This is a genomic window from Methylobacterium sp. E-046 (assembly GCF_022829625.1).
Classification (GTDB): Bacteria; Pseudomonadota; Alphaproteobacteria; order Rhizobiales; family Beijerinckiaceae; genus Methylobacterium; species Methylobacterium longum.
Genome location: NZ_JAKSYP010000091.1, coordinates 1 through 20,198, shown reverse-complemented (window position 1 = coordinate 20,198; position 20,198 = coordinate 1). Strand labels below are relative to the sequence as shown.

Sequence of the window (20,198 nt, the reverse complement as noted above, 5' to 3'; positions counted from 1 at the left end):
CTCTGGCCCTGTGAGATCAGCACATCCGCCTGCCGTAGCTTGGCAACGATCTCCTCAGGCTTCGGGTGTTTTGCCATCTTGTCCGTCCTCCTAGCTCAAAAGCCATACCAAAGGGCGGACCACTTCAATGGGGGCTGATCACCGAGACACGGGCGAGGCGCCCATTCTCAGCGTACCAATCATCTGTTTCAGGGTGCAGCGCCATGGCACTGCCGATGTTCTGCGCATAAATCCTCGGAAAGCGTGGAGCAATTGGACAGCGCAGGCTATAGCCGTCCGGCCCTTTGGTCAGGCTTGGAGCACCCGCCAGCACGCGGCCGTCCCCGAGTTCGTTGCAGAGCACATATCGGCCTGCCGGTGTGACACTCTCGAAGCTATCGATTAAGGCTACGAGCGTGTGCATGTCGCCGGATAGGAAATGGCGAAGGCGGAGCGTCCAGCTTCCCGCCTCGATACCTGTGAGATCACCGGTACAGATGATGTTGGGGCCGAGCGCCAGGAGCCCAGTTGCTAGGTCGGCGCTCGATCCGGCACCAACGGCGCGAGCAATAGCCGTTTCGTGCGCTCGCTTCATGGCGTGAAGCTTTTCGGGCGAGTAGGCCGCCTCGTCCCGGTCGATCAGGTCTGCATGAGTTGCGCAAAGCCAAATGGCGTTGCCGATATCGGCGCGTTGTTCCCGTGACATGTTGGGGTCGTAGCGTCGCGCGCCCGGCCCCGGCGCTGCCGCCGCGATGTGTGCGGCTTTTCCGATCATAGTCGTGGCATCTGGAGCTTCTTCGCTCGGTCCGACTGTCAGCCTCCCGCAACCCTCAAACGAACAATGCCAGCCGGCACGGGCTGCTACTGCTCGCTTCGTGTCACGACTGAAGTTGTGGCGATTAGTCATGGGGAAGTCGTAGACCCGTTCCGGCCGGAGGCGGTGCCGGCGTAAGCCTGACCGGCTCTCCCCGCTAGATCTAGCGGTGAGCAGCACCACCGCCTTCACCGGTCTTGTCGCAGGCTGCCCGAACAGCCTGGAGCTGAGTACGCATCGCCTCCGCGTGTAGGCCCACTTCACGGACGATACCGCGGAGCGCAACCGCGATGCCGTATCCGCCTGGAAGGCTTTCATAGGTCTGCGCCGTTTCAGACAATAGCGCGGCCTCATCCTCGTTAATCAGTAGCGCCTCATCGATCGCGTCTGCCGCGTGATGGATCTCTGGGAACATCTCGCCCTCCAAGTTCACCCCAGTGCAAATTTTTTTGGGCTCTTCGGACTGTATTGAAGCCATATCATACGGTAAAATATGGCTCATTCCAGATGAGTATGCGCTATGATCTTTACTAGCTTCTGGTCGAAGCCGTTACCAACAGGCATGATCCGCATCGGAATATCGCGCGGCTCGCCGCGGTGGATGAAACCCGGGCCGCGGATCCCAGAGTTGGCTCCTGGCTCTTCTTGGTTCTACACCGCCACCGACCCGGAAGAGTTCCGCAGCGCCTATGTGGGGCAGCTCGCTTGCGTCGATGTCAGCGAGACTCTCGATCGGATCGAGCGGATCGCACAGGGACGGCCGGCAGTACTTACCTGCTTCTGCCGACCGGGCGCAGTGAATTTTTGTCATCGCTCGTGGGTCAGCGTGTGGCTCGCACACCGGGCCAGATTGGACGTCCCCGAATTCGGAATGGAAGACGCAGGTTCGGGCGCCTCGCACCCATTGCTGCCGATAGAATACCGCAGGGCCTCCTCGGAGCCAGTACCGCTTGCCCAGTTGCCTTTGTTCTGACCACCGGGCGATGCCAGGGAGGTTTTGCATAGGGGTGCAAAAGTCAGGGCATCGACGGTGCTTAGCGCCTCCTCAGAAGCTCCTCAACATCAACCGATAGGGCTGCTGCGATGCGGTTGAGGACAAGGATGCTCGGGTTCCGTTTCCCGCGCTCCACATCGCTGAGGTAGGTCTGATGGATCTCCGCACGGTGCGCGACCTCCTCCTGCGTGAGGTTGCGGCCTCGGCGCAGGTCCAGCACGTTCAAGCCGACCCGCACCCGGACATCCATCCGGCCACAGAATGGCCGTGGTGCCAATAACTCTATCGACTATGAGTTATAAAGGCAGCTCCTCCACGAGGTCGTTATGGGCGTTAGGTTCTCCCGTCTTCTCCTACTGGCAGTCGCCGCGATCGTCCCCGGATCCGAAGCGAACGCAGCTCAGCATTTCATACAAACGTACATCGACGCGCAGGGTGGTTGCGGCAGCTCGGCCGGTCCACTGAGCTTCATCCTCGCTGGCAGCGGATCGCAGGCCCCGTTCGGAAAGCCCGCAAGCGACTGGACGGATGATGACTTGTCGGCGCTCCCGCGGATCCTGGCGGAGTGCGAGAAGACTGCTGCGGGGATCAACTCCTTCCGCGCCGCCGAGATCAGAAGCGAGGCTAGGGATCTCGAGGTGCGGGTGCCCAGGATTGTCCAGGCTGCACGTGCGGAACAGACGAGACAGGCTGCGCAACTCCAAGCTCGTCGAGAGATCGCACAGAGCAGGATAGACGCCGCGAGGCAGCGAGCTGAGGCGGATCGGACTACCGCAGAGGAGGAGGTCCAGAAGTTGGAGGCCGAAGCCAGCCGAGCCGAAGCGGAGGCGAGAATAGGGGCGGGTCGAAAGGAACAGGCTCAGCGTAATGCACGTGAGCGACAGGTGGAGGCGCTCACGCCGCCAACAGAGCCAAAGCCGCGGGTCGGTGCTCAGGTCACAGCGGCGCCTTTGGTATCATTCGGCTTTGATGCCCTGACCTTCCGCCGGATGTATGATAGGCAGCTAAGAAGTGACGGTGACAGTGGCATCGCGGAGTGCAGCGATAATGCTGATTTGTATAAGTGCAAATTCGATAATGCGTCTTTCAGAAAATCAGTTGATGCCTTCAAGAAGCTCGACCTCGCAAATGGCGCGTTCAGCTCGAAGCTGAGACTGGTGATGGCCAGTCAGGGTGGACGCATCTCAAAGATCGTCGTTGCTGGAGACCGAGCGGACCCTATGAACCTGTTCGGGTACATCGGGAAGGTGGGAAGCTTGCTTAAGACGCTGGAACCAGAAATGTCGGATCAGGTCCAACAGAGCCTACTCACATCGGATTTGGGATTGATGCGCGGTGACACTGATCCGACCATCGGCAGCGAGAAGATCGTGATCAGAAAAGGCTATGTCGGCCGTTGCCGGCAGTCGCTTTCGTCGGAGAACACGACCATGATCTGCGCGTTCGAGCCTCGGCACTGATTGATGTCTGAGCATAACAATGCGTTCATACTTTGCACCCGGGTGCAAAATTCTATCATTGACAATAATCGTAGGTGGGATAGAATTATCAATGCAGATTTTCTGCATCAGTTCGGTTTGGCCGCCGGATTGACGGCTCGGTACTCTGCTTTTGCTTCCCCAAGCAGCGGGTGCCGAGCCTACCGGGGAAGCGAGAATGACTATCCAGTCTACGGTTCCAGCAGCCGATCTAACTCGCGATTTGGCTAAATTGCCAAAACGAGCGCGTCGGGCTGTCGCGAAATTGGTACGGCGGATCCGGGCAGCAACGGCAGAGAATGATGAGCGCCGCGTCAGGGGCTTAATCAGCCAACTACTCAACTCCTTCCATGCCAAGTTTGCCGCGCTCGAAGCTGCTAATCGCCGCCTTCAGTCTACCGCCCGGCGTCCTGTGGAGCAGCTCTATAAGCTCGCTCAAACGCTCGACCTCTGGAGCCCGTCCAGTGAAAGAGCAACGATCCGGTCCGTCCCAAAATCACGCGGTGGTCATCGTTACGTAGTGGCCTTCGGCATCGAGAACCGTGCCCGACAGATTTTAGTTAGCTGGGCTTTGAAGTCTTGGATCCTTCCCAGACTTCTGCGCCAGCAGAACGCGTTGAATGGCGGCCGCGACAGAGCCATTCAGAGGATTGCGCAAACCATAGAGGAGAGGAGACATACGTACGCAGTCGAGCTAGACATAAAAGACTGCTTCGGATCGATCAACATAGATTGGCTGAAGGAGCACCTACCGTTGCCACCAGACGTCACGCAGGCGGTATGTGCAGCGGACCATATCAATCTAGTAGCATTAGACACACATGCGGGCACATGCCCCACAAGCCGGCAGGGTCTTCCACAGGGGTCTGCCGTGTCTCCTATCCTCGCCGAGTACGCGCTTGCGCGTGTTCTAAGGGAGGCGCCTGAAGGCGTCGCCTTTCAGGCATACGTTGACAATATCTTCGTGTCAGCACCTGACGAGATTGGGGCCCGGCAGCACCAGCAGACCTTGGAGCGCCTGTTCGAGGCGCACCCTGCCGGCTTGCTGAGAGTGCATTCACATGGACCGCGAAAGATCGAGGATGGGCTACCGGTACTTGGCTACGTCCTTCGACTTGTCCATCGACGTGTCAGGATCGAAATTGAATACGGCCGGGAAGAGCGCATCCTGGAGAAGATAGAGGCGTTGTGGGATTGCAGCGATATCGGTTCTGAAGAAAGAAGAACCCTGTCCGACCGAATGATCAACGGGTGGTGCGCTGCTCACTCGCTTTGGAGGGGCGTTCGACGCTTCGAGCGTAATATCAGAGGCCACATTCAGTACCTCGTCCCGCAGCATTAGACGAAATTTCGATCAGAACGTAGAATTTGAACCCGGGTGCAAAGCGCTTCTCAGATTGATACGCAGCGTTTCGGCCCATACGCCGCCCCTCAAGCGCCCGCGAAGGCAGCCAGGAACGCGGATCAGAAGCCTGTATGGTGACGATCCAAATTCGATCCTTGGTGTCCATTGCAGAGGGCTGTTCGCGATCCCTTCTGCCTTTCAGAAGGTCTGCTTGCCGGCAGTCTGAGCGGACCTGACTGACTGTACCTGGCCGAGAGCCGTCGTTCCGGTTTGGAGCAAACGAGTCGGGAAAGCGGACATACGGTCTACGACCCGGCCCAGTCATTCGGGCTTCCGAACTGATGACCTCAAATTAGACTTCGGGTTAGGCTCGATGCCGATGCTGCTGCGGCACCTTCACCCTCTTCAGGCGGTCAGACCTCTCAGCCTTTCGGCCAAATTCGCCGACGCGAGGTCGCCGCGATTGAGGATCTGGCTCGCGCCGCGCAGCTTGCTCCGGTCGTCTGCCGAGAATTCACGACCCGTCAATACGATCACCGGGATGTCCGAGCAGCCGGGCACGGCTCGCACGCCCTCCAGGAAGCCGAAGCCGTCCATGATGGGCATGTTTAAGTCCACGATCACGACGTCCGGCTTGGAGGCGGCCACGTGCAGCAGGCCCTCTTCCCCGTTCGATGCTTCCACAACCGCCCAGCCGTCCTCCTCGAGGGTCGAGCGCATCGCCATGCGGGTCACGGCCTCGTCTTCGACCAAGAGCACGGTGCCGCGCCGGTCCGTCCCCGACAGCCTGAACTGATTCACGATTTTGCCGAACCGGGACCAGTCGACCGGCTTCAACATGTAGTCCGAGGCGCCGAGCGACGCCGCGAGATTGCGTTGGTCGACCGACGTCACCATCACGACGGGTGTCGACGCAAGTATCGCGTCCGCTTTGATCTGGCTCAGCACCGACCATCCGTCCACGCCCGGCATCATCACGTCCAGCACGATGGCGCGCGGCCGCAGCCTCCGAGCTAGATTGAGGCCGCTCCTGCCGTTCGTGGCCGTCTGGACCCGGAAGCCCTCGCGATGAAGGAACCGCGTCGTGAGCGCGAGCTGGTCCGGATCGTCGTCGATGACCAGAATGAGATCGCCATCCACCGCGTCGTCGACGATGACGTCCGGATCGTTCGAGGCTCGCTCGTCGACGGGCGGAACGAAGGTTGCCGGCACGGTGAACGTAAACGTACTCCCCTGGCCAGAGGTGCTGGAGACCGTGACCGTCCCGTCCAGCATGTCGGCGAAGGAACGCGTGAGCGAAAGGCCGAGCCCGGTCCCCCCAAAGTTGCGCGTCGTGGAGGCATCGGCCTGCTCGAAACGCTGGAACAGGCGCGAGACCTGCTCGGCCGTCATACCGATCCCGGCATCGGTGACGGAGAACGAGAGCCGGTCGATGCCCGAGAGGTCCGTCATGCGCGAGGCGGCGAGCGTGATGATCCCGTTTTCGGTAAACTTGGCTGCATTGCTCAGGAAGTTGAAGAGCACCTGGCGCGTCTTCGTCAGGTCGGAATACATCCGGCCCAGTCCGAGCGCGGGTTGCAGTTCGAGCGTGTTGCCCTTCTTGCCGACCAGCGTCGCGACCGAACTCGCGACGTCGCGCAGCATGTCCTCCACCGCAAAAGTTTCGGCGTAGACCTCCATCTTGCCACTCTCGACTTTGGAGAGGTCCAGCACGTCGTTGATCAGGCCGAGCAGGTGACGGGCGTTGCGCTCGACCTTGCCGATGTCGGCCACGAGGTCCGACGCCGCGCAGCCGTCGGAGATCTCCTCACCCATCATCTCGCTATAGCCGATGATCGCGGAGAGCGGGGTTCGGAGTTCATGGCTCATATTGGCCAGAAAATCGCTCTTCGCCGTGTTGGCCTGCTCGGCCGCCTCCTTGGCGGCCTCCGCCGTCGCATTGGCGCGGGTCAACGCCGTCTCCCGGTCGACGAGGATGTGGTTTGCGGCGTGGAGCCGCCCCAGCGTAGCTTGGTTCTGCGCGACGGACCGGCGCAGGGTGTGGCAAATGCACACGATAGTCGCGCCGACCAATGTGTACTGACACAGCAGGGCAGCGTCGACGCCGTCCAGTATCCCGTCCTGCGTGTAGAACCAGGCGGCGATCAAGGTGGACAACGACAAGGCCAGCGTCCCTGGACCCCAGCCAAAAGCGAGGCTCGCGAGCAAGAGAACCGGGATGTACAACAGGAACGGCGCGACGTAGGCCGGAGCGAGGAACCGAACGAACGTCATGGCGCCGACAAACAGCAGCGTGACGCCGTAGTCGGTGACCGGCGCGTGACGCCGGCGGGCGACCGCCCCGATCAGGTTGTGCAAGCTGCTCATGGGACGTGAGTGTCACGTGCCGGATGCTTTGCAAAGCGAGCGCGTCCTGCACCCGCCTCGGAGCGCGCTGAAGGTCGTCGCAGAACGCGGGCGGCGGACATCATGCTCGGGCAGCCAAAATAACTGAGCCGGCTGCGCGAGTAATGGCCGGTTCCGCGCCGCAGCGCGTCGCCCGCGGGGGTGCGCGGTTGAGTCCACGTTGAGCGGAGGGGTTTATTCCGCGGCCGGACCGTTGGCTTGGTGTGGAGCGGTCGGACGAGGTCGATGGAACGGTCAGCGCAGCCTACGGATACCCCATCGGCGATGACCGATGAGCACGATGCGGTCATCGAGTCTGCCGAGGAGGTGGTCCTCGATCCCCTCGCAGACTTCCCGCATATCGACCTGCGCGCTGGTGTCGAGCCGTGGGAGAAACGTCGTGCCGCCGGCAAGGTGCTGCGCCTGGAACTACCCCACGCTGCCCATGCCACCGTCAACATCGCCAGCGATCGTCCCGACCCGGTGACCCTCATCGAAGCGGCGCACGCAGGACGGCAATCACACCTGATCCCGCTGCGGGTCGCCCGCATGGCCTCCTCGCCGTTCGCCTTCCTGCGCGGCGCTGCTCAAGTCATGGCCTGGGATCTGGCACAGGGACCGCGCGGCGCCATCGATGTGGTCCTGAACGGCGACGCGCATATCTCGAACTTCGGCCTGTTTGGATCGCCCCAGGGCGATGTGGTGCTCGACCTCAACGACTTCGACGAGGTGACGGTCGGGCCGTGGGAGTGGGACCTGAAGCGGCTTTGCGCGAGCATCGAGGTCGCCGCGCGGGATGCAGGCGTCGCCGCATCGGAACGGCGGCAGGCGGTACTGAGCGCGGTAGCGGGTTATCAGCACACGATGGATGATCTCGCCCCGCGCGGCTCGCTCGACGTGTGGCGGCGCGCGGCACGGGCCGAGGACCTCGCATTCGCCGGCATCGAGATCGACGCGCGCTCACAGGCCGTGGTTCACAGGGCCGTCGAGAAGGCGCGGCGGAAGAACAACACGAGCTTGCTCGACCAGGTGGGCGAGCGTCGCACGGACGGTGGCTGGCGCTTTCGCGAGGAGCCGCCGATCCTCGTTCGTGTCGATGAGGCGACGCGCGAGCGTGTGACCACCGGTCTGGAGCGCTATGCCGAGACGCTGCCGCGCGAGCGGCGGTTCATGCTCAGCCGCTACCATGTGGTCGACGTGGCCCACCGCGTCGTCGGTGTCGGCAGCGTCGGGACCCGGGCCTACGTCGCGCTGCTGTGCGGCAACTCCGATCGAGACGTGCTCTTCCTTCAGGTGAAGGAAGCCGTGCGACCAGCCCATGCGCCCTATCTGCGCGGCATGCCCAAGCCCTATGCCGATCACGAGGGCGAGCGCGTGATCTACGGCCAGCGCCTGCTGCAGGCCGTGGGCGATCCGCTGCTGGGATGGACGAAGATCGAAGGGCGACCGTTCTACGTGCGGCAGATGAAGAACATGAAGGGCGAGATCCCGGTCGCGCGCATGACAGGCCGGTCACTCTTTTACTTCTCGCATGCGTACGGATCGCTGCTCGCCAAGGCCCACGCACGAACCGGGGATGCGGCAGCGATCGCGGGATACTGCGGTCATGACGGCCGTGCCGATCTGCGCGAGGCCCTGGCCGACTGGGCCATGGCCTACGGGGAACGGAACGCGGAGGACTATCAGACCTTTCGAGAGGCCATCGCCGCGGGCCGGCTGCGAGCGGCCGAGGATCCGCATCTCTGACCTTACGGGTGCGGTGGCGGCAGCGCGGACACAGCGGCCTTCTCAGGATGTGCGAAACCCGGGTCGAGCCTGCACTGACAGCGTCGTTCGCCCGCGCCGGCAGCCCTGAACTTGGCGCCCCACGAACTAGGCCGTCGCCCAGCCGGTTCGTCATGACGGGTCGCACCGTCTCCCGTACGCAGTGCCGCCCTGTCCGGCGTGCTGTCGCCTCTCTCCCGTGGTCTCACTCTTATCCGGCGCAGTCCGAGACTGACTGGTAAGCGATAGAGGTACGGCGTTGGGTGGCGAATGCGCAGGTCAATTAAAGAACCGCCACTCCTTCCGCCCTGGCTGCGTGGGGCGGACGCGTTGCTCTGACGCAGCCGAGCGTGGATTCACGCCGCGTTCTGGCTCGGACGATCTGCCGGGATCACCAGTCCGTCGGGAGGCAACCTTCCGCCCCTGCGTGGAATTTGTAATGCGTGACCCATAACGCCCTGGGCGATGCGCCCCACGCCCTCGTCGTCGACGACGACGCCCTGATCCTGATGGAGGCAACCAGTATCCTTGAGGATGCGGGGTTTCAGGTGCTGAAGGCGATGAACGTTGTCCAGGCCCTGAAGATACTAAATCAGCATCACGACGCGGTTCAACTGCTCTTCACCGACGTGCACATGCCGGGGCAGGCCGACGGTTTCGACTTGGCAAGGCAGACAAGCGAGCGATGGCCGCACATCGCGGTCGTAGTAGCCTCGGGCCAAGCCGAGCCTGAGCCCGGCGACCTGCCGGAGGGGGCGACGTTCATTGGCAAGCCGTTCAGTGCAGAGATCGTTCGACATCATGTCCGCAAGACTCTGCCTGACGAGAAGCACCCGGAATCGTTGAAGGCGTAGTCTTCTAAGCTCGGCGAATGGTGTCTGGCGTGAGAGGCGCTTCCGGCTAGAAGCAGCCCCTGGAACCGTCCGCTTCTGGATTGTCTGATTGAGTGAGTTGATCGTCTGAATTTCGTTATTAGCTGCTGCTTGGCTCAGGATAAGGTCGAACGGGAAATCGGAGGCGCTGCCTCAAATTAGACTCGTTATTTTAGCAAATTATCACTGTTCGTAGAGATGAGACTTAAAGTCTGCTGGCGCTCTCCTTCTCGGTCGCTGATGCGACACTGAGAGTAACTTCGGTATCCAGTCAGGCCGTCACTTCCAAATGAGTTATCTTATCCTCCGGCGGCCGCATAAGTGGAGCGTGAAGCGTCCGCGGTGGCAGCGTGCTCCTGTTGGCGAGGTCGACGGGACAACAGAGGAAAGCCGATGGCGAGGAACAACTTGTCGCTGTCATCCTCTTCGTCGCGATGCACCTATCGAGCGGCTCAGTATCAGGGTAGAGGCTGCATCATAACGATAGGGGAGATTTGATGAGCATGGACGGCGCCGATGTCCTGAAAAGGGCGCTTACGGAAGACGAGGCCGCCATCCTTGAAGCCTGGTACATATCTCTCCGGGAAGGGACCTCACTGCAGAGCGGTCGGATCCGGGAGGCCGAGCTCCAGACTCAAGCCAAGGCCGTGTTCGGCCAGCTTCGGGACGGACTTTCGTCCGGTGGGGTCGACGCGGACGCGGATAGCTATACCCCGCTGCGTGAGAACCTCGCCGATATCTCGCGCTCGCGGGCGATCCAGGGGTTTACGCCGACCGACACCGCCAACTTCGTCTTCTCGCTCAAAGAGCCGATTTTCGAGGCACTACGGCGCAAGTCGGCCGCGGACGCGTCGGCCCTGGCCGCAGGCGTATGGGCGGCGGGGAAAGTGCTCGACAGGCTCGGGCTGCTCACGATGGAAGTGTACCTGGCCAGCCGCGAGGAGGTTATCGGGCGTCAGGGGCAGGAGATCGCCGAACTCTCCACTCCGGTGGTTCGGCTCTGGGACGGCGTCCTGGCGCTGCCGCTCATCGGCACCCTCGACAGTGCTCGCACCGGCGTCGTCATGGAGAACCTGCTGCAGGCCATCGTCGACGAGGAAGCTGAGATCGCCATCATCGACATCACCGGCGTACCGACCGTCGACACCCTGGTCGCGCAGCACCTGCTCAAGACCGTGGCGGCCGCCCGCTTGATGGGCGCCGACTGCATCGTCTCCGGCATCCGGCCCCAGATCGCGCAGACCATGGTCCATCTCGGCGTGGAGCTGAACGTTGTCTCGAAGGCGACGCTGGCCGACGCCTTCGCGCTCGCCCTCCGGCGGACCGGCCGCAAAGTGGTGCGCCAGCAGGCGACGGTGACCGGGGAGCACCGCTGAGGCCATGGACCGCATCCCGATCCTCAAGCTCGGCGGCACGCTAATCGTCACCATCCAGGTCGACATGCACGACCGCCTCGCGCTGGCCCTGGAGGAGGACCTAACGGCCATGATCGTGCGCACCGGCGCGCGCGGCGTGCTCATTGAGATCTCGGCGCTGGAAATCGTCGATTCCTTCATCGGGCGCATGTTGGTGAGCATCGCCGCTGTCTCGCGCGTCCTTGATGCGGAGACCGTCGTGGCCGGCATGCGGCCGGCGGTCGCCATTACGTTGGTCGAGCTCGGCTTGGAGCTCACCGGCATCAGGACGGCCCTCAACGTCGAACGCGGCATGGCGATGGTCCAAGCGCGGCTAGTCGAGGAGGGCGACGGGCACGGGAGCAGCCGTGACGGTCACGAAGAGTGAGACCTTGCCCATTCGCTCCGGCGACGACGTCGTGCGCGTGCGGCAGCAGGTCCGTGCCCTCGCCATCGACATCGGCCTCGGGCTCGTCGATCAGACGAAAATCATCACCGCCGCGAGTGAGCTCGCGCGCAACACCCTCGATTACGGCGGGGGCGGTGAGGTCCGCGCCGAGATCGTCCAAGCCGGGACGCGCAAGGGCCTGCGCCTGACCTTCGAGGACCAGGGTCCCGGCATCGCCGATATCGAGCAGGCGATGACGGACCACTACACCTCCGGCAAGGGCCTTGGCCTCGGCCTGGGTGGGGCCAAGCGCCTCTCGAACGAGTTTCATATCGAATCGACGTCCGGCGTCGGCACGCGCGTCACGATCGCCCGGTGGAAATGACATGGACCGGGTCACCGTCACGGAAGCGAGCCAGGTGGCCGAGGCCCGACGACGCGCGGTGGCCGTCGCTCAGTCCATCGGCTTCGACGAGATCGCGGCCGGTCGCATCGCGCTCGTGGTGACCGAACTCGCCACCAACGTGGTCAAGTACGGCGTGCCGGGCGAGGTCTTGGTCGGCACCTACGAGGACGGGACCGGCTCTGGCGTCGAGATCCTCGTGCTCGACAAGGGCGAAGGATTCTCAAATCTCGGCTTGGCCCTGACGGACGGACACTCCACGGGCGGCAGCGCGGGCGAGGGCCTTGGCGCGGTGCGCCGCATCTCCGACGCCTTCGACATCGTGTCCCGCCCCGGGCTGGGCACGGCGGTGTTAGCGCGCCTATCAATTGACAGGAAGACCGTTTCAGACGCCGTGCCGGGCTATGGGGCGGTGTCGGTCTCCCTGAAAGGTGAGACTGCCAACGGCGACGCCTACGCCGTGCGCGAGCGCGCCGACGGCTGGACCGCCGTGGTGTCGGACGGCCTCGGCCACGGGCCGGAGGCCGCCAAGGCTTCCGAAGAAGCGCTGAAGCTGTTCCGGAGACACCAGGACAAGCCGCCCGCCGCGATTCTGTCCGCCATCCATGCAGGCGTGTCGCACACGCGAGGCGGTGCGATCTCCGTAGCGCGCTATGAGCGAAACCGGGGCACCCTCGCGTTTGCGGGCATCGGCAACGTGCTGGGTGCGGTCGTCTCCGGCACCGTGACCAAGCGAACGGTCAGCCTCGCCGGAACCGCGGGGCACGCGACTCGGCGCATCCAGGAATTCGAGTACCCCATGCGCCCGGACGACCTGTTCGTGCTGTGCTCGGACGGGATCGCCACGGCTTGGTCGCTGGACGCCCATCCCGGCCTCGTGGCCGCCCATCCGGCGCTCGTGGCCGGGGTGATCTATCGCGACTTCGCCAGGGCCCGGGACGATGCCACCGTGCTCGTCGTGCGGGAGGGCGCGCGATGAGGTGGCCGCTCCTCACCAGTGCCATCCAGCACGAGGACGACATAGCGACGGTGCGCCAGCGCGTGCGCCGTCTGGCCGAGCGCCTGGGCTTCGAGATCCAGGACCAGACCCGTATCGCCACGGCGGTGTCCGAGATCGCGCGCAACGCCTACGGCTACGCCGGTGGCGGTCGCATCGAGTACGGCCTCGATCAGCTCGATCGGGACCGAAGCGAGCAGTTCCTGGTCATCAGAGTGAGCGACAAGGGACCGGGCATCGCCGATCTCGACGCCATCCTCGAAGGTCGCTTCCGCTCGACGACGGGCCTCGGCATCGGCATCACCGGTTCACGGCGGCTGATGGACCGCTTCGAGGTCGATACGGTGGCCGGCAGCGGCACTGTCGTGACGTTCGGGAAGCGGCTTCCATCCGGGGCTGAACGTTTCACGGGACCGAGGCTCGCGAGCCTGGCCGAGGAAATCGCCCGAGCCAGGACTGAGGAACCGCTGGTCGCCTTGCGCGAGCAGAACCGGGAGCTTCTGCGCAGCCTCGCCGCCCTGGCCGAGCGCGAGGAGGAAACTCAGCGCCTGAACCAGGAACTCTCCGAGACGAACCGGGGCGTGGTCGCGCTCCACGCGGAGTTGGAAGCGCAAGCTGTGCTCCTGCGCGAGGCGGGCGTTCTCCTGGAAAGCCAAGTGGCTGCCCGCACTGCCGAACTTGCGGAGGCGAACGCCCGGCTCCTGGCCAAGGCGGTCGAGCGCGAGCGGATGGAGCAGGACCTGCGGCAATCCCAGAAGCTCGAAGCGGTCGGGCAGTTGACCGGCGGCGTCGCGCACGACTTCAACAACCTGCTGACCATCATCCGCTCGTCCGTCGACTTCCTCCGTCGCCCGGATCTGCCGGAGGACCGGCGCAAGCGGTACATGGACGCCGTCTCCGACACCGTCGACCGCGCCGCCAAGCTGACCGGGCAGCTCCTGGCCTTCGCACGTCGCCAGTCCCTGAAGCCCGAGGTGTTCGAGGTCGGCGAACGCCTGCGCGGTGTGGCCGAGATGCTCGACACCATCACAGGCGCGCGCATCCAAGTCCGGGTCGAGATGTCGGACAGACCCGCCCTGGTCCGCGCCGACCTCAACCAGTTCGAGACGGCCCTGGTGAACATCGCCGTCAACGCCCGCGATGCCATGGACGGCAGCGGTACGCTGACGATGCGGGTGGCGGCCGGGCAGGCCATGCCGATGATCCGGGGGCATGCCGGCTCACGGGGGCCGTTCGTGGCGGTCTCGCTCGCCGACACCGGCTCGGGCATCCCCCTGGAGGTACTCGGGCGCATATTCGAACCGTTCTTCACGACCAAGGACGTCGGGCGCGGCACGGGTCTCGGGCTCTCCCAAGTGTTCGGGTTTACCAAGCAGTCCGGCGGCGACGTGGACGTGACGAGCGAGAGCGGCAAGGGGACAGTCTTCACCCTCTACCTGCCCGAAGTCTCGTCCGAGACCGCCGAAGCCCCTGTGCCCGACCCCGACGCCGCTTTGTCGCCGGCTGGCCTTGGTCAGCGCATCCTGCTCGTGGAGGACAACCTCGAGGTCGGAGGCTTCTGCACTCAGATCTTGGAGGATCTCGGATACGCACCCGAGTGGGTCGTCAACGCGGAAGAGGCGCTCGACCGTCTCGGGACGGACGGTGCGGGCTTTCAGGCTGTGTTCTCCGATGTCATCATGCCAGGTATGGGTGGGATCGAGCTCGCCAGAGCTTTGCGTATGCGCATTCCGACCCTGCCGGTGATTTTGGCCTCAGGCTACAGTCACGTCTTGGCCCAAGAGGACAGCCACGGCTTCGAGTTGCTGCACAAGCCCTACTCGGCCGCGCAGGTCGGCCGCGCGCTGCGCCGGATCATCGGCGCTTCACCCTCCGACCGCTAATGTGCAGTCGCCGGTGATGCGCTATCCAGAGGCGACTATGGCCAACTTCCTATTCATGGTCTCGACTGAATTGCGTAGGTTCACGCGGCTTTCGAACCCGCGGCGCGTCGGCGGTTGAGGAAGCGTCTGCTTCCGAGATGCGCTGTAGTGAGGCTGTACGGCGGCAATGGGCGCAAAACTGAATGTCGGCTTTGGGCGGCAACCCATGACGGCCCATCACCCTTAGCAGTCCCGCCCGAGCAAGTGCCCCGATGTTCACCGAGTAAATTTGCACCCAGGTTCAAACTAGGATTTGGCACACCGGAGTGGTACACCGAGCCTTGCTAGGGCGCTACTAAGACATTGACCTAAAACAGAAATAATTCCAAGGGTTCGAATCCCCTCAGCTCCACCACTTCTTTTTGGTCGAAAAAAAGTGTGTGGTGACAATATGTTGGCTGGGGCTAATTATAGCCTTCATCCCATTAAATCCCATCATGGCCGGCTTTGAAATCCCACGGGTCGCCCTCTGCCCGTGGCGTCTACACTAGCAGCCGGTTTCAGGTCGATTGGGTACCACTCGATGAGTCTGGTCAGCGCATGACGTCGACGTGCCCCGATCTCACGCCGGACCGATGGCGTTAGTGCCCACACAGGCATCCGTCTTGGTTCACGGCGCGGCATCACGAGAGGACAGGAACGCGGACGAGCTAGGCGGATGGTACGCATCCAGGGGAGATCGGGAGAGCGCCGACCGCAACCCATGGGTCAAGAGTGACATGCCGATCGCCGACATGGAGAGTTACGGCTTGTTCAAGCTCGCCAAGACGATGGGCAGGTTGGGGATGGCCGCGAGGGCATTCTCTGTCCGCGGCATCAGCGACCTCGCCGGGGGAAAGACGGCCCTGGACGACGCATCCCGGGCGGGGGTACGGGCCATAGCGGTCAGGAACGCCGCGGTCGTCACCTTCGGCCTCCTCCGAGCCATCGAGACCGCCGAGCTGTCGGGCCGCGGCTAAGCGCCATCGGGGCCGATCCGGTGAGACGCCAATGGCCTCCGGCCGATCGGATCGACTTGCCCCGGCGGGCATCACCCACCTCGTCCCGCCGGCCCCCGGACGAAGGGGCGAAAGCGACATCGAAACTTGACTGACCCTGACCCAGCAAACTGGTCCGCGCTGAGCGCAAGTTTTTCGGGCATCCTGAACCCTGAAGGAGGGTGGATGCCATGCCTCGCAAACGCTTCACGAACGAGCAGATCGCCTTTGCCCTACGACAGGCGGAGAACGGCGCCACGGTGGACGAAGTCTGCCGGAAGATGGGCGTGTCCGAACCGACGTTTTACCGCTGGAAGAAGCAGTTCGTCGGCATGGGGGTGCCGGAGATCCGCCGGCTCAAGCAGCTGGAGGACGAGAACAGCAAGCTCAAGCGACTGGTGGCCGACCTGACGCTGGACCGCTCCATGCTGCAGGACGTGCTCAAGCGAAAGTGGTGAGGCCCGCCGCTCGCCGCGAGGTCGCCGGTCACCTGCGGGTGGCCTACGACATCAGCGAGCGTCGGGCCTGCCAAGCCACCGGTTTCGGCCGCTCGTCCCAGCGTTACAGGAAGCGCTCCGAGCCGCAGGTGGCGCTTCGCATGCGGCTGAAGGAGCTCGCTACCGCACGGGTGCGCTACGGCTACCGGCGGCTGCACATCCTGTTGTGGCGGGAAGGCTGGGAGGTGAACCACAAGCGCACCTACCGGATCTACCGGGACGAGGGACTGTCGATCCGGCCCAAGCTACCCAAGCGCAAACGAGCTTGGCGCTACCGGCAAGGGCGGCCGGCGATCGGCGGTCCAAACGAGGTCTGGGCCATAGACTTCATGTCCGACCGCCTGTTCGACGGACGTCCGTTCCGGATCCTGACGGTGGTCGATTGCCATACGCGAGAGGCGCTCTCGCTCACACCGAGAGCCAACTTCCGTGCCTTCCAGGTGACCGAGGCTCTGGACGCCTTGGTCCGGCTGCGGGGGCGGCCCAAGAGCCTGCGGGTCGACAATGGACCGGAGTTTGCCGGGCGCATGCTCGACCAGTGGGCCTACCTGAACGGGGTTGAGATCGACTTCTCCCGACCGGGCAAGCCGACCGACAACGCCTACATCGAGTCGTTCAACGGCCGCCTACGGGCGGAATGTCTGAACGCCTCGTGGTTCCTGTCGCTGGCCGATGCCCGCGAGCGCATCGAGGACTGGAGGTGCCACTATAACGAAGATCGACCACATACGGCCCTGGGCGGCTTGACGCCCCGAGCCTTCGCCAACCAAGCTGTCACAGCCCGAGAACTTGCATAGGTCGTGGACCACAAACCGGGTCAACTCCACAGACCGACGATGCACTAACTTCAAACCTGGACCACCGCATGGGGGCAGGCCACCGAGGCCGTAGTACACAAGCTGCGGCCGGCCATCGTTGCCCTTGGATGCCGTAAGCGCCCGCATGCGCCAGACGTTCGCGTTGCTGTCGACGCTATTCCAGGTGCCGTCGAGGTACACGACGAGACGCTTTTGCTGGAGGTCTGCACCAGCAAAGTTCGGTTGGGTGCCGCCCTTCTCCAAGGGACGGGTGACGATCACCGCGACGGCGACTAAGGCGAGAAGCGCGGCTGCGGCGCACGCCCAAAGCAGGATTCGCTCGATCCACCTGAAAGCTGTCCTCATAGCGCCCTGACGAATCAAGCTTGAGGAACAAAACGGGCTCAGAAACCTTAACTGGCTATATTTGGCTGAGGTTGCAATCGGCCGACGACCTTGCCTGAATGGCTTTCGAGTTGAAGCACTGAGCGGTCGGCGGGACTTGGCTACCCAGTCACGATGCAATCGTATGGCCGGGCTAAGACGGTCTTAGTGTATTCGGGAAGCGACGATGTCCCTTGAAGAACACACGAAGCCAAGCGAACCGGTCGCCGGCGAGGCCGGTGGCGGAGACCTACGCGGTCGGGGCGCGGGTGCATTGCATTTGCCTGCTGTCCGCTTCGAGGAGAAGCTGCGTATCGGTCGACGGTTCTGCTTGCTCGTCCCCGCGGCGGAGCGAGCCGTGGAGCGCGTTTCAACCCTTCGGATCTCGTCGAAGCGGGACGTGAACCTGCATCACCTGTCGGACGGCGAGGTCGTGGCGGTCGCGGACAAGCGCCTATCGAGCGTGCCGGCGGACGTCACCGGCGTGTTGCTACAGGAACCGGGCCGCCCGGCCCGCTGGCAGTGGCACCGGCGGCTAGCAGAATTCAGCGCCCGTTTCGAAGGTGCTCCCGAATCCGTCGCCCGCGAGATCGAGGCTTCTTGGCGCGACGCATTCCGCTTCAAGACCGAGGTCGCCGATGGCAACGGCAGGGTTGAGAAGGGAGATGAGGGGCTTCGGCCGCCTCAGATAGGCGCCCTGCATGCCATCGGCATGCATTGGAGCGTCTTCGCCATGGAGCCGGCGACCGTCGTCATGCCGACAGGTACCGGCAAGACCGAAACGATGCTCTGCACCGTCGTGAACTACCGACGCGGCCCGACGCTTGTAGGCGTCCCCTCGAATGCCCTTCGGTGGCAGACCGCACGGAAGTTCGAGAGACTTGGATTGCTGAGGACGCTCGGCCTGATCGACCAGGATACCCATAACCCAGTTGTCGCCGTCATCACGCGCGAACCGTCCTCCAAGGAGGATCTCGAACTGCTGCGCGGCTGCAACGTCGTGATCGGAGTCATGGCGTCGATGACGGGAGCCGCTACGCGGCCGCTCTTCCCGGATATCGCCGCGATGACGAACTCCCTGTTTGTCGACGAGGCCCATCACGTCGCGTCCGACACGTGGAGCGCCTTCCGAAGCCATTTCGCGAGCCACCGCGTCGTCCAGTTCACCGCCACGCCGTTCCGACAGGACGGCAAGCTCGTCGACGGCCGCGTAATCTTCAACTACCCGCTCTCGGCCGCCCAGAAGGACGGATATTTCAAGCCGATCCGATTCCTGTCGGTGTTCCAGGTCGATCCTGAGAAGGCCGACGCGGAGATGGCCGCCGAGGCGCTGACGGCACTACGAGCCGACCTTGCGGCAGGACGAAACCACCTCCTCATGGCCAGGTGCGCCCGCATCCCGAGGGGTGACGGTCTCGTCGCCCTGTACCGGCGCCTCGCGCCCGAGATGAAGCCCATCCTGGTTCATTCCGAGATGCCGCAACCCGAGATCGACCGCCATCTCGCCACCCTCCGTTCCGGGGCGAGCCGCATCGTCGTTTGCGTCAACATGCTCGGCGAGGGCTTCGACCTGCCGGAACTCAAGGTCGCCGTGCTCCACGACCTGCACAAGAGCCTTCCTGTCCTGCTCCAGTTCACGGGTCGCTTCACCCGGAGTTCGGGCGAGCGCATCGGCGACGCCACCGTCGTCGCCAACATCGCCGATCCCAGGGTCTCCTCGAAGCTCGAACGACTCTACAGCGAGAGCGCAGACTGGAACCAGTTGCTGAGCGAGGCAAGCTCCAACGCGGCCCGGGAGCACGCGGAGCTGATCGAGTTCCTTCGCAACTCGGATACCCTCATCCCGGAGGAGGACCTCGACGGCCTCCGGATCTCGAAGACCCTCCTGAAACCGAAGTTCAGCACCATCGCCTATAGGTGCGAGGCGTTCAGCCCGAAATCCTTCCACGAAGGCGTCCCGGACAAGACCTACGTCCACGCGGCCTGGTACAATCCGGCATCCTCTCTGCTCTTCTTCGTGACGAGGACGGAAGAGCGCGTCCGCTGGACCAGGAGCAAGAAGCTCGCGGACCGCCAATGGGACCTCTTCGTCCTGTATCACGACGCGAAGACTGGCCTTCTCCATCTGAACTCGTCCGACAAGAGCAGCATGCACGAGGGGTTGGCCACCGCCGTCGGAGCGACCGTCCGGATCTCGGGCGAGCACGTCTTCCGCTCGCTGGGCGGCATCAACAGGTTGATCTTCAACAACATCGGGTTGCGGAAGCACGGGCGGCGGAACATGAGCTTCGCCATGTACACCGGCGCCGAGGTACGATCCGCCCTGACTCTGACGGAAACGATCGGGGCCACAAAGTCGAACCTCGACGGCAGGGGCTGGGAGGGCGGTGCCGTGGTCTCGCCCGGCTGTTCGGCTAAAGGTAGGATCTGGTCCAAGGCCCAGGGCACCATTCCGCAATGGGTGAGGTGGTGCCGACCGGTCGGAAGAAAGCTCCTCGACCCCAACATCAACGTCGACAAGATCATCCAGAACCTGCTGGTCCCCACGGTCGTGAAGAGAGCATTCCCGGCCGAGCAGGTCCTCTCGGTCGAATGGCCCGCCGAGACGCTGAAGACATCCGACGAGCGCATTCTCATCGTGAAGAACGGCATCGAGGTGCCGATGGCTGTCAAAAGGCGTTGGAACGGGACCCCGGATCGGCATGCAATTGGGACCCCTTCGCAAGCTAGGTGCGGTGCGGCTGAGCTGATCCGACGTCCAGCTTTCGCGGCGTAGGCGCTGGCCTCAGACGCGGTTCTTGAAGCGCC

17 protein-coding genes are annotated in these 20,198 nt (G+C 63.5%); 13 read left to right on the top strand and 4 right to left on the bottom strand.

Features of this window, described 5'->3' with window-relative positions; all coding sequences use genetic code 11:
• Window positions 1-124: 124 nt before the first annotated feature.
• The gene (locus tag MKK82_RS08670) at window positions 125-754 is read right to left on the bottom strand and encodes a hypothetical protein (protein ID WP_243985285.1); all 630 of its coding nucleotides are present in this window, start codon (window positions 752-754) and stop codon (window positions 125-127) included.
• A 202-nt stretch (window positions 755-956) separates the two neighbouring features.
• A complete protein-coding gene (locus tag MKK82_RS08665; protein WP_243985284.1) occupies window positions 957-1,208 on the bottom strand; it encodes a hypothetical protein in 252 nt (83 codons plus the stop codon).
• A gap of 105 nt (window positions 1,209-1,313) precedes the next feature.
• On the opposite strand from MKK82_RS08665, the gene MKK82_RS34355 reads away from it, so the two are divergent.
• The gene (locus MKK82_RS34355) at window positions 1,314-1,766 is read left to right on the top strand and encodes a hypothetical protein (protein ID WP_409566782.1); all 453 of its coding nucleotides are present in this window, start codon (window positions 1,314-1,316) and stop codon (window positions 1,764-1,766) included.
• Between the two features lie 61 nt (window positions 1,767-1,827).
• On the opposite strand, the gene MKK82_RS08660 is transcribed toward MKK82_RS34355, so the two are convergent.
• Window positions 1,828-2,007: a helix-turn-helix transcriptional regulator gene (locus tag MKK82_RS08660; RefSeq protein ID WP_313902089.1), complete on the bottom strand. Its 180-nt coding sequence runs from the start codon at window positions 2,005-2,007 to the stop codon at window positions 1,828-1,830.
• Window positions 2,008-2,113: 106 nt separating this feature from the next.
• Between MKK82_RS08660 and MKK82_RS08655 the strand changes: the two genes are divergently transcribed.
• Together MKK82_RS08655 and MKK82_RS08650 are read left to right on the top strand one after the other, a co-directional pair.
• Complete coding sequence (locus tag MKK82_RS08655) at window positions 2,114-3,247, top strand: hypothetical protein (protein WP_243985282.1); 1,134 nt, start codon at window positions 2,114-2,116, stop codon at window positions 3,245-3,247.
• Between the two features lie 196 nt (window positions 3,248-3,443).
• Window positions 3,444-4,607: a reverse transcriptase domain-containing protein gene (locus MKK82_RS08650; protein ID WP_243985281.1), complete on the top strand. Its 1,164-nt coding sequence runs from the start codon at window positions 3,444-3,446 to the stop codon at window positions 4,605-4,607.
• Window positions 4,608-5,015: 408 nt separating this feature from the next.
• Here MKK82_RS08650 and MKK82_RS08645 read toward each other — a convergent pair whose 3' ends face one another.
• A complete protein-coding gene (locus MKK82_RS08645) occupies window positions 5,016-6,977 on the bottom strand; it encodes a response regulator (RefSeq protein ID WP_243985280.1) in 1,962 nt (653 codons plus the stop codon).
• Between the two features lie 303 nt (window positions 6,978-7,280).
• Between MKK82_RS08645 and MKK82_RS08640 the strand changes: the two genes are divergently transcribed.
• The 10 genes from MKK82_RS08640 to MKK82_RS08595 all read left to right on the top strand — a co-directional run bounded on the left by MKK82_RS08640 (window position 7,281) and on the right by MKK82_RS08595 (window position 20,166).
• Window positions 7,281-8,741 carry a DUF2252 domain-containing protein gene (locus MKK82_RS08640; protein WP_243985274.1) on the top strand — a complete coding sequence of 487 codons (1,461 nt, stop codon included), beginning with the start codon at window positions 7,281-7,283 and terminating at the stop codon, window positions 8,739-8,741.
• 461 nt (window positions 8,742-9,202) lie between these two features.
• Window positions 9,203-9,613, top strand: a complete 411-nt coding sequence (locus tag MKK82_RS08635) for a response regulator (RefSeq protein WP_313901828.1) — start codon at window positions 9,203-9,205, stop codon at window positions 9,611-9,613.
• Between the two features lie 515 nt (window positions 9,614-10,128).
• A complete protein-coding gene (locus MKK82_RS08630; protein WP_243985273.1) occupies window positions 10,129-11,007 on the top strand; it encodes an STAS domain-containing protein in 879 nt (292 codons plus the stop codon).
• Between the two features lie 4 nt (window positions 11,008-11,011).
• Window positions 11,012-11,413 (top strand): STAS domain-containing protein, encoded by a 402-nt coding sequence (locus MKK82_RS08625; protein ID WP_243985271.1) that lies wholly within the window; start codon window positions 11,012-11,014, stop codon window positions 11,411-11,413.
• The gene (locus MKK82_RS08620) at window positions 11,394-11,798 is read left to right on the top strand and encodes an anti-sigma regulatory factor (protein ID WP_243985269.1); all 405 of its coding nucleotides are present in this window, start codon (window positions 11,394-11,396) and stop codon (window positions 11,796-11,798) included. The genes MKK82_RS08625 and MKK82_RS08620 overlap by 20 nt, the downstream gene beginning before the upstream one ends.
• 1 nt (window position 11,799) lies before the next feature.
• A complete protein-coding gene (locus tag MKK82_RS08615; RefSeq protein ID WP_243985267.1) occupies window positions 11,800-12,795 on the top strand; it encodes an ATP-binding protein in 996 nt (331 codons plus the stop codon).
• Window positions 12,792-14,696 (top strand): ATP-binding protein, encoded by a 1,905-nt coding sequence (locus tag MKK82_RS08610; RefSeq protein WP_243985266.1) that lies wholly within the window; start codon window positions 12,792-12,794, stop codon window positions 14,694-14,696. Before MKK82_RS08615 ends, MKK82_RS08610 begins: the two co-directional genes overlap by 4 nt.
• Before the next feature lie 758 nt (window positions 14,697-15,454).
• On the top strand, window positions 15,455-15,694 hold the full coding sequence (locus MKK82_RS08605; RefSeq protein WP_243985265.1) for a hypothetical protein: 240 nt from the start codon (window positions 15,455-15,457) through the stop codon (window positions 15,692-15,694).
• A gap of 209 nt (window positions 15,695-15,903) precedes the next feature.
• A protein-coding gene (locus tag MKK82_RS08600; protein ID WP_243985264.1) for an IS3 family transposase occupies window positions 15,904-17,006 on the top strand; the annotation gives its coding sequence in 2 pieces (ribosomal slippage) (window positions 15,904-16,165 and window positions 16,165-17,006; 1,104 coding nt in all).
• Window positions 17,007-17,748: 742 nt separating this feature from the next.
• Window positions 17,749-20,166 (top strand): DEAD/DEAH box helicase, encoded by a 2,418-nt coding sequence (locus tag MKK82_RS08595; RefSeq protein WP_243985263.1) that lies wholly within the window; start codon window positions 17,749-17,751, stop codon window positions 20,164-20,166.
• The last annotated feature ends 32 nt before the right edge of the window (window positions 20,167-20,198 follow it).

Bases quoted from the DNA above. Each gene is read 5' to 3' on its own strand.
- MKK82_RS08670 (WP_243985285.1), bottom strand. From the start codon at position 754: ATGATCGGAAAAGCCGCACACATCGCGGCGGCAGCGCCGGGGCCGGGC.
- MKK82_RS08665 (WP_243985284.1), bottom strand. From the start codon at position 1,208: ATGTTCCCAGAGATCCATCACGCGGCAGACGCGATCGATGAGGCGCTA.
- MKK82_RS34355 (WP_409566782.1), top strand. From the start codon at position 1,314: ATGATCTTTACTAGCTTCTGGTCGAAGCCGTTACCAACAGGCATGATC.
- MKK82_RS08655 (WP_243985282.1), top strand. From the start codon at position 2,114: ATGGGCGTTAGGTTCTCCCGTCTTCTCCTACTGGCAGTCGCCGCGATC.
- MKK82_RS08650 (WP_243985281.1), top strand. From the start codon at position 3,444: ATGACTATCCAGTCTACGGTTCCAGCAGCCGATCTAACTCGCGATTTG.
- MKK82_RS08645 (WP_243985280.1), bottom strand. From the start codon at position 6,977: ATGAGCAGCTTGCACAACCTGATCGGGGCGGTCGCCCGCCGGCGTCAC.
- MKK82_RS08640 (WP_243985274.1), top strand. From the start codon at position 7,281: ATGACCGATGAGCACGATGCGGTCATCGAGTCTGCCGAGGAGGTGGTC.
- MKK82_RS08630 (WP_243985273.1), top strand. From the start codon at position 10,129: ATGAGCATGGACGGCGCCGATGTCCTGAAAAGGGCGCTTACGGAAGAC.
- MKK82_RS08625 (WP_243985271.1), top strand. From the start codon at position 11,012: ATGGACCGCATCCCGATCCTCAAGCTCGGCGGCACGCTAATCGTCACC.
- MKK82_RS08615 (WP_243985267.1), top strand. From the start codon at position 11,800: ATGGACCGGGTCACCGTCACGGAAGCGAGCCAGGTGGCCGAGGCCCGA.
- MKK82_RS08610 (WP_243985266.1), top strand. From the start codon at position 12,792: ATGAGGTGGCCGCTCCTCACCAGTGCCATCCAGCACGAGGACGACATA.
- MKK82_RS08605 (WP_243985265.1), top strand. From the start codon at position 15,455: ATGCCGATCGCCGACATGGAGAGTTACGGCTTGTTCAAGCTCGCCAAG.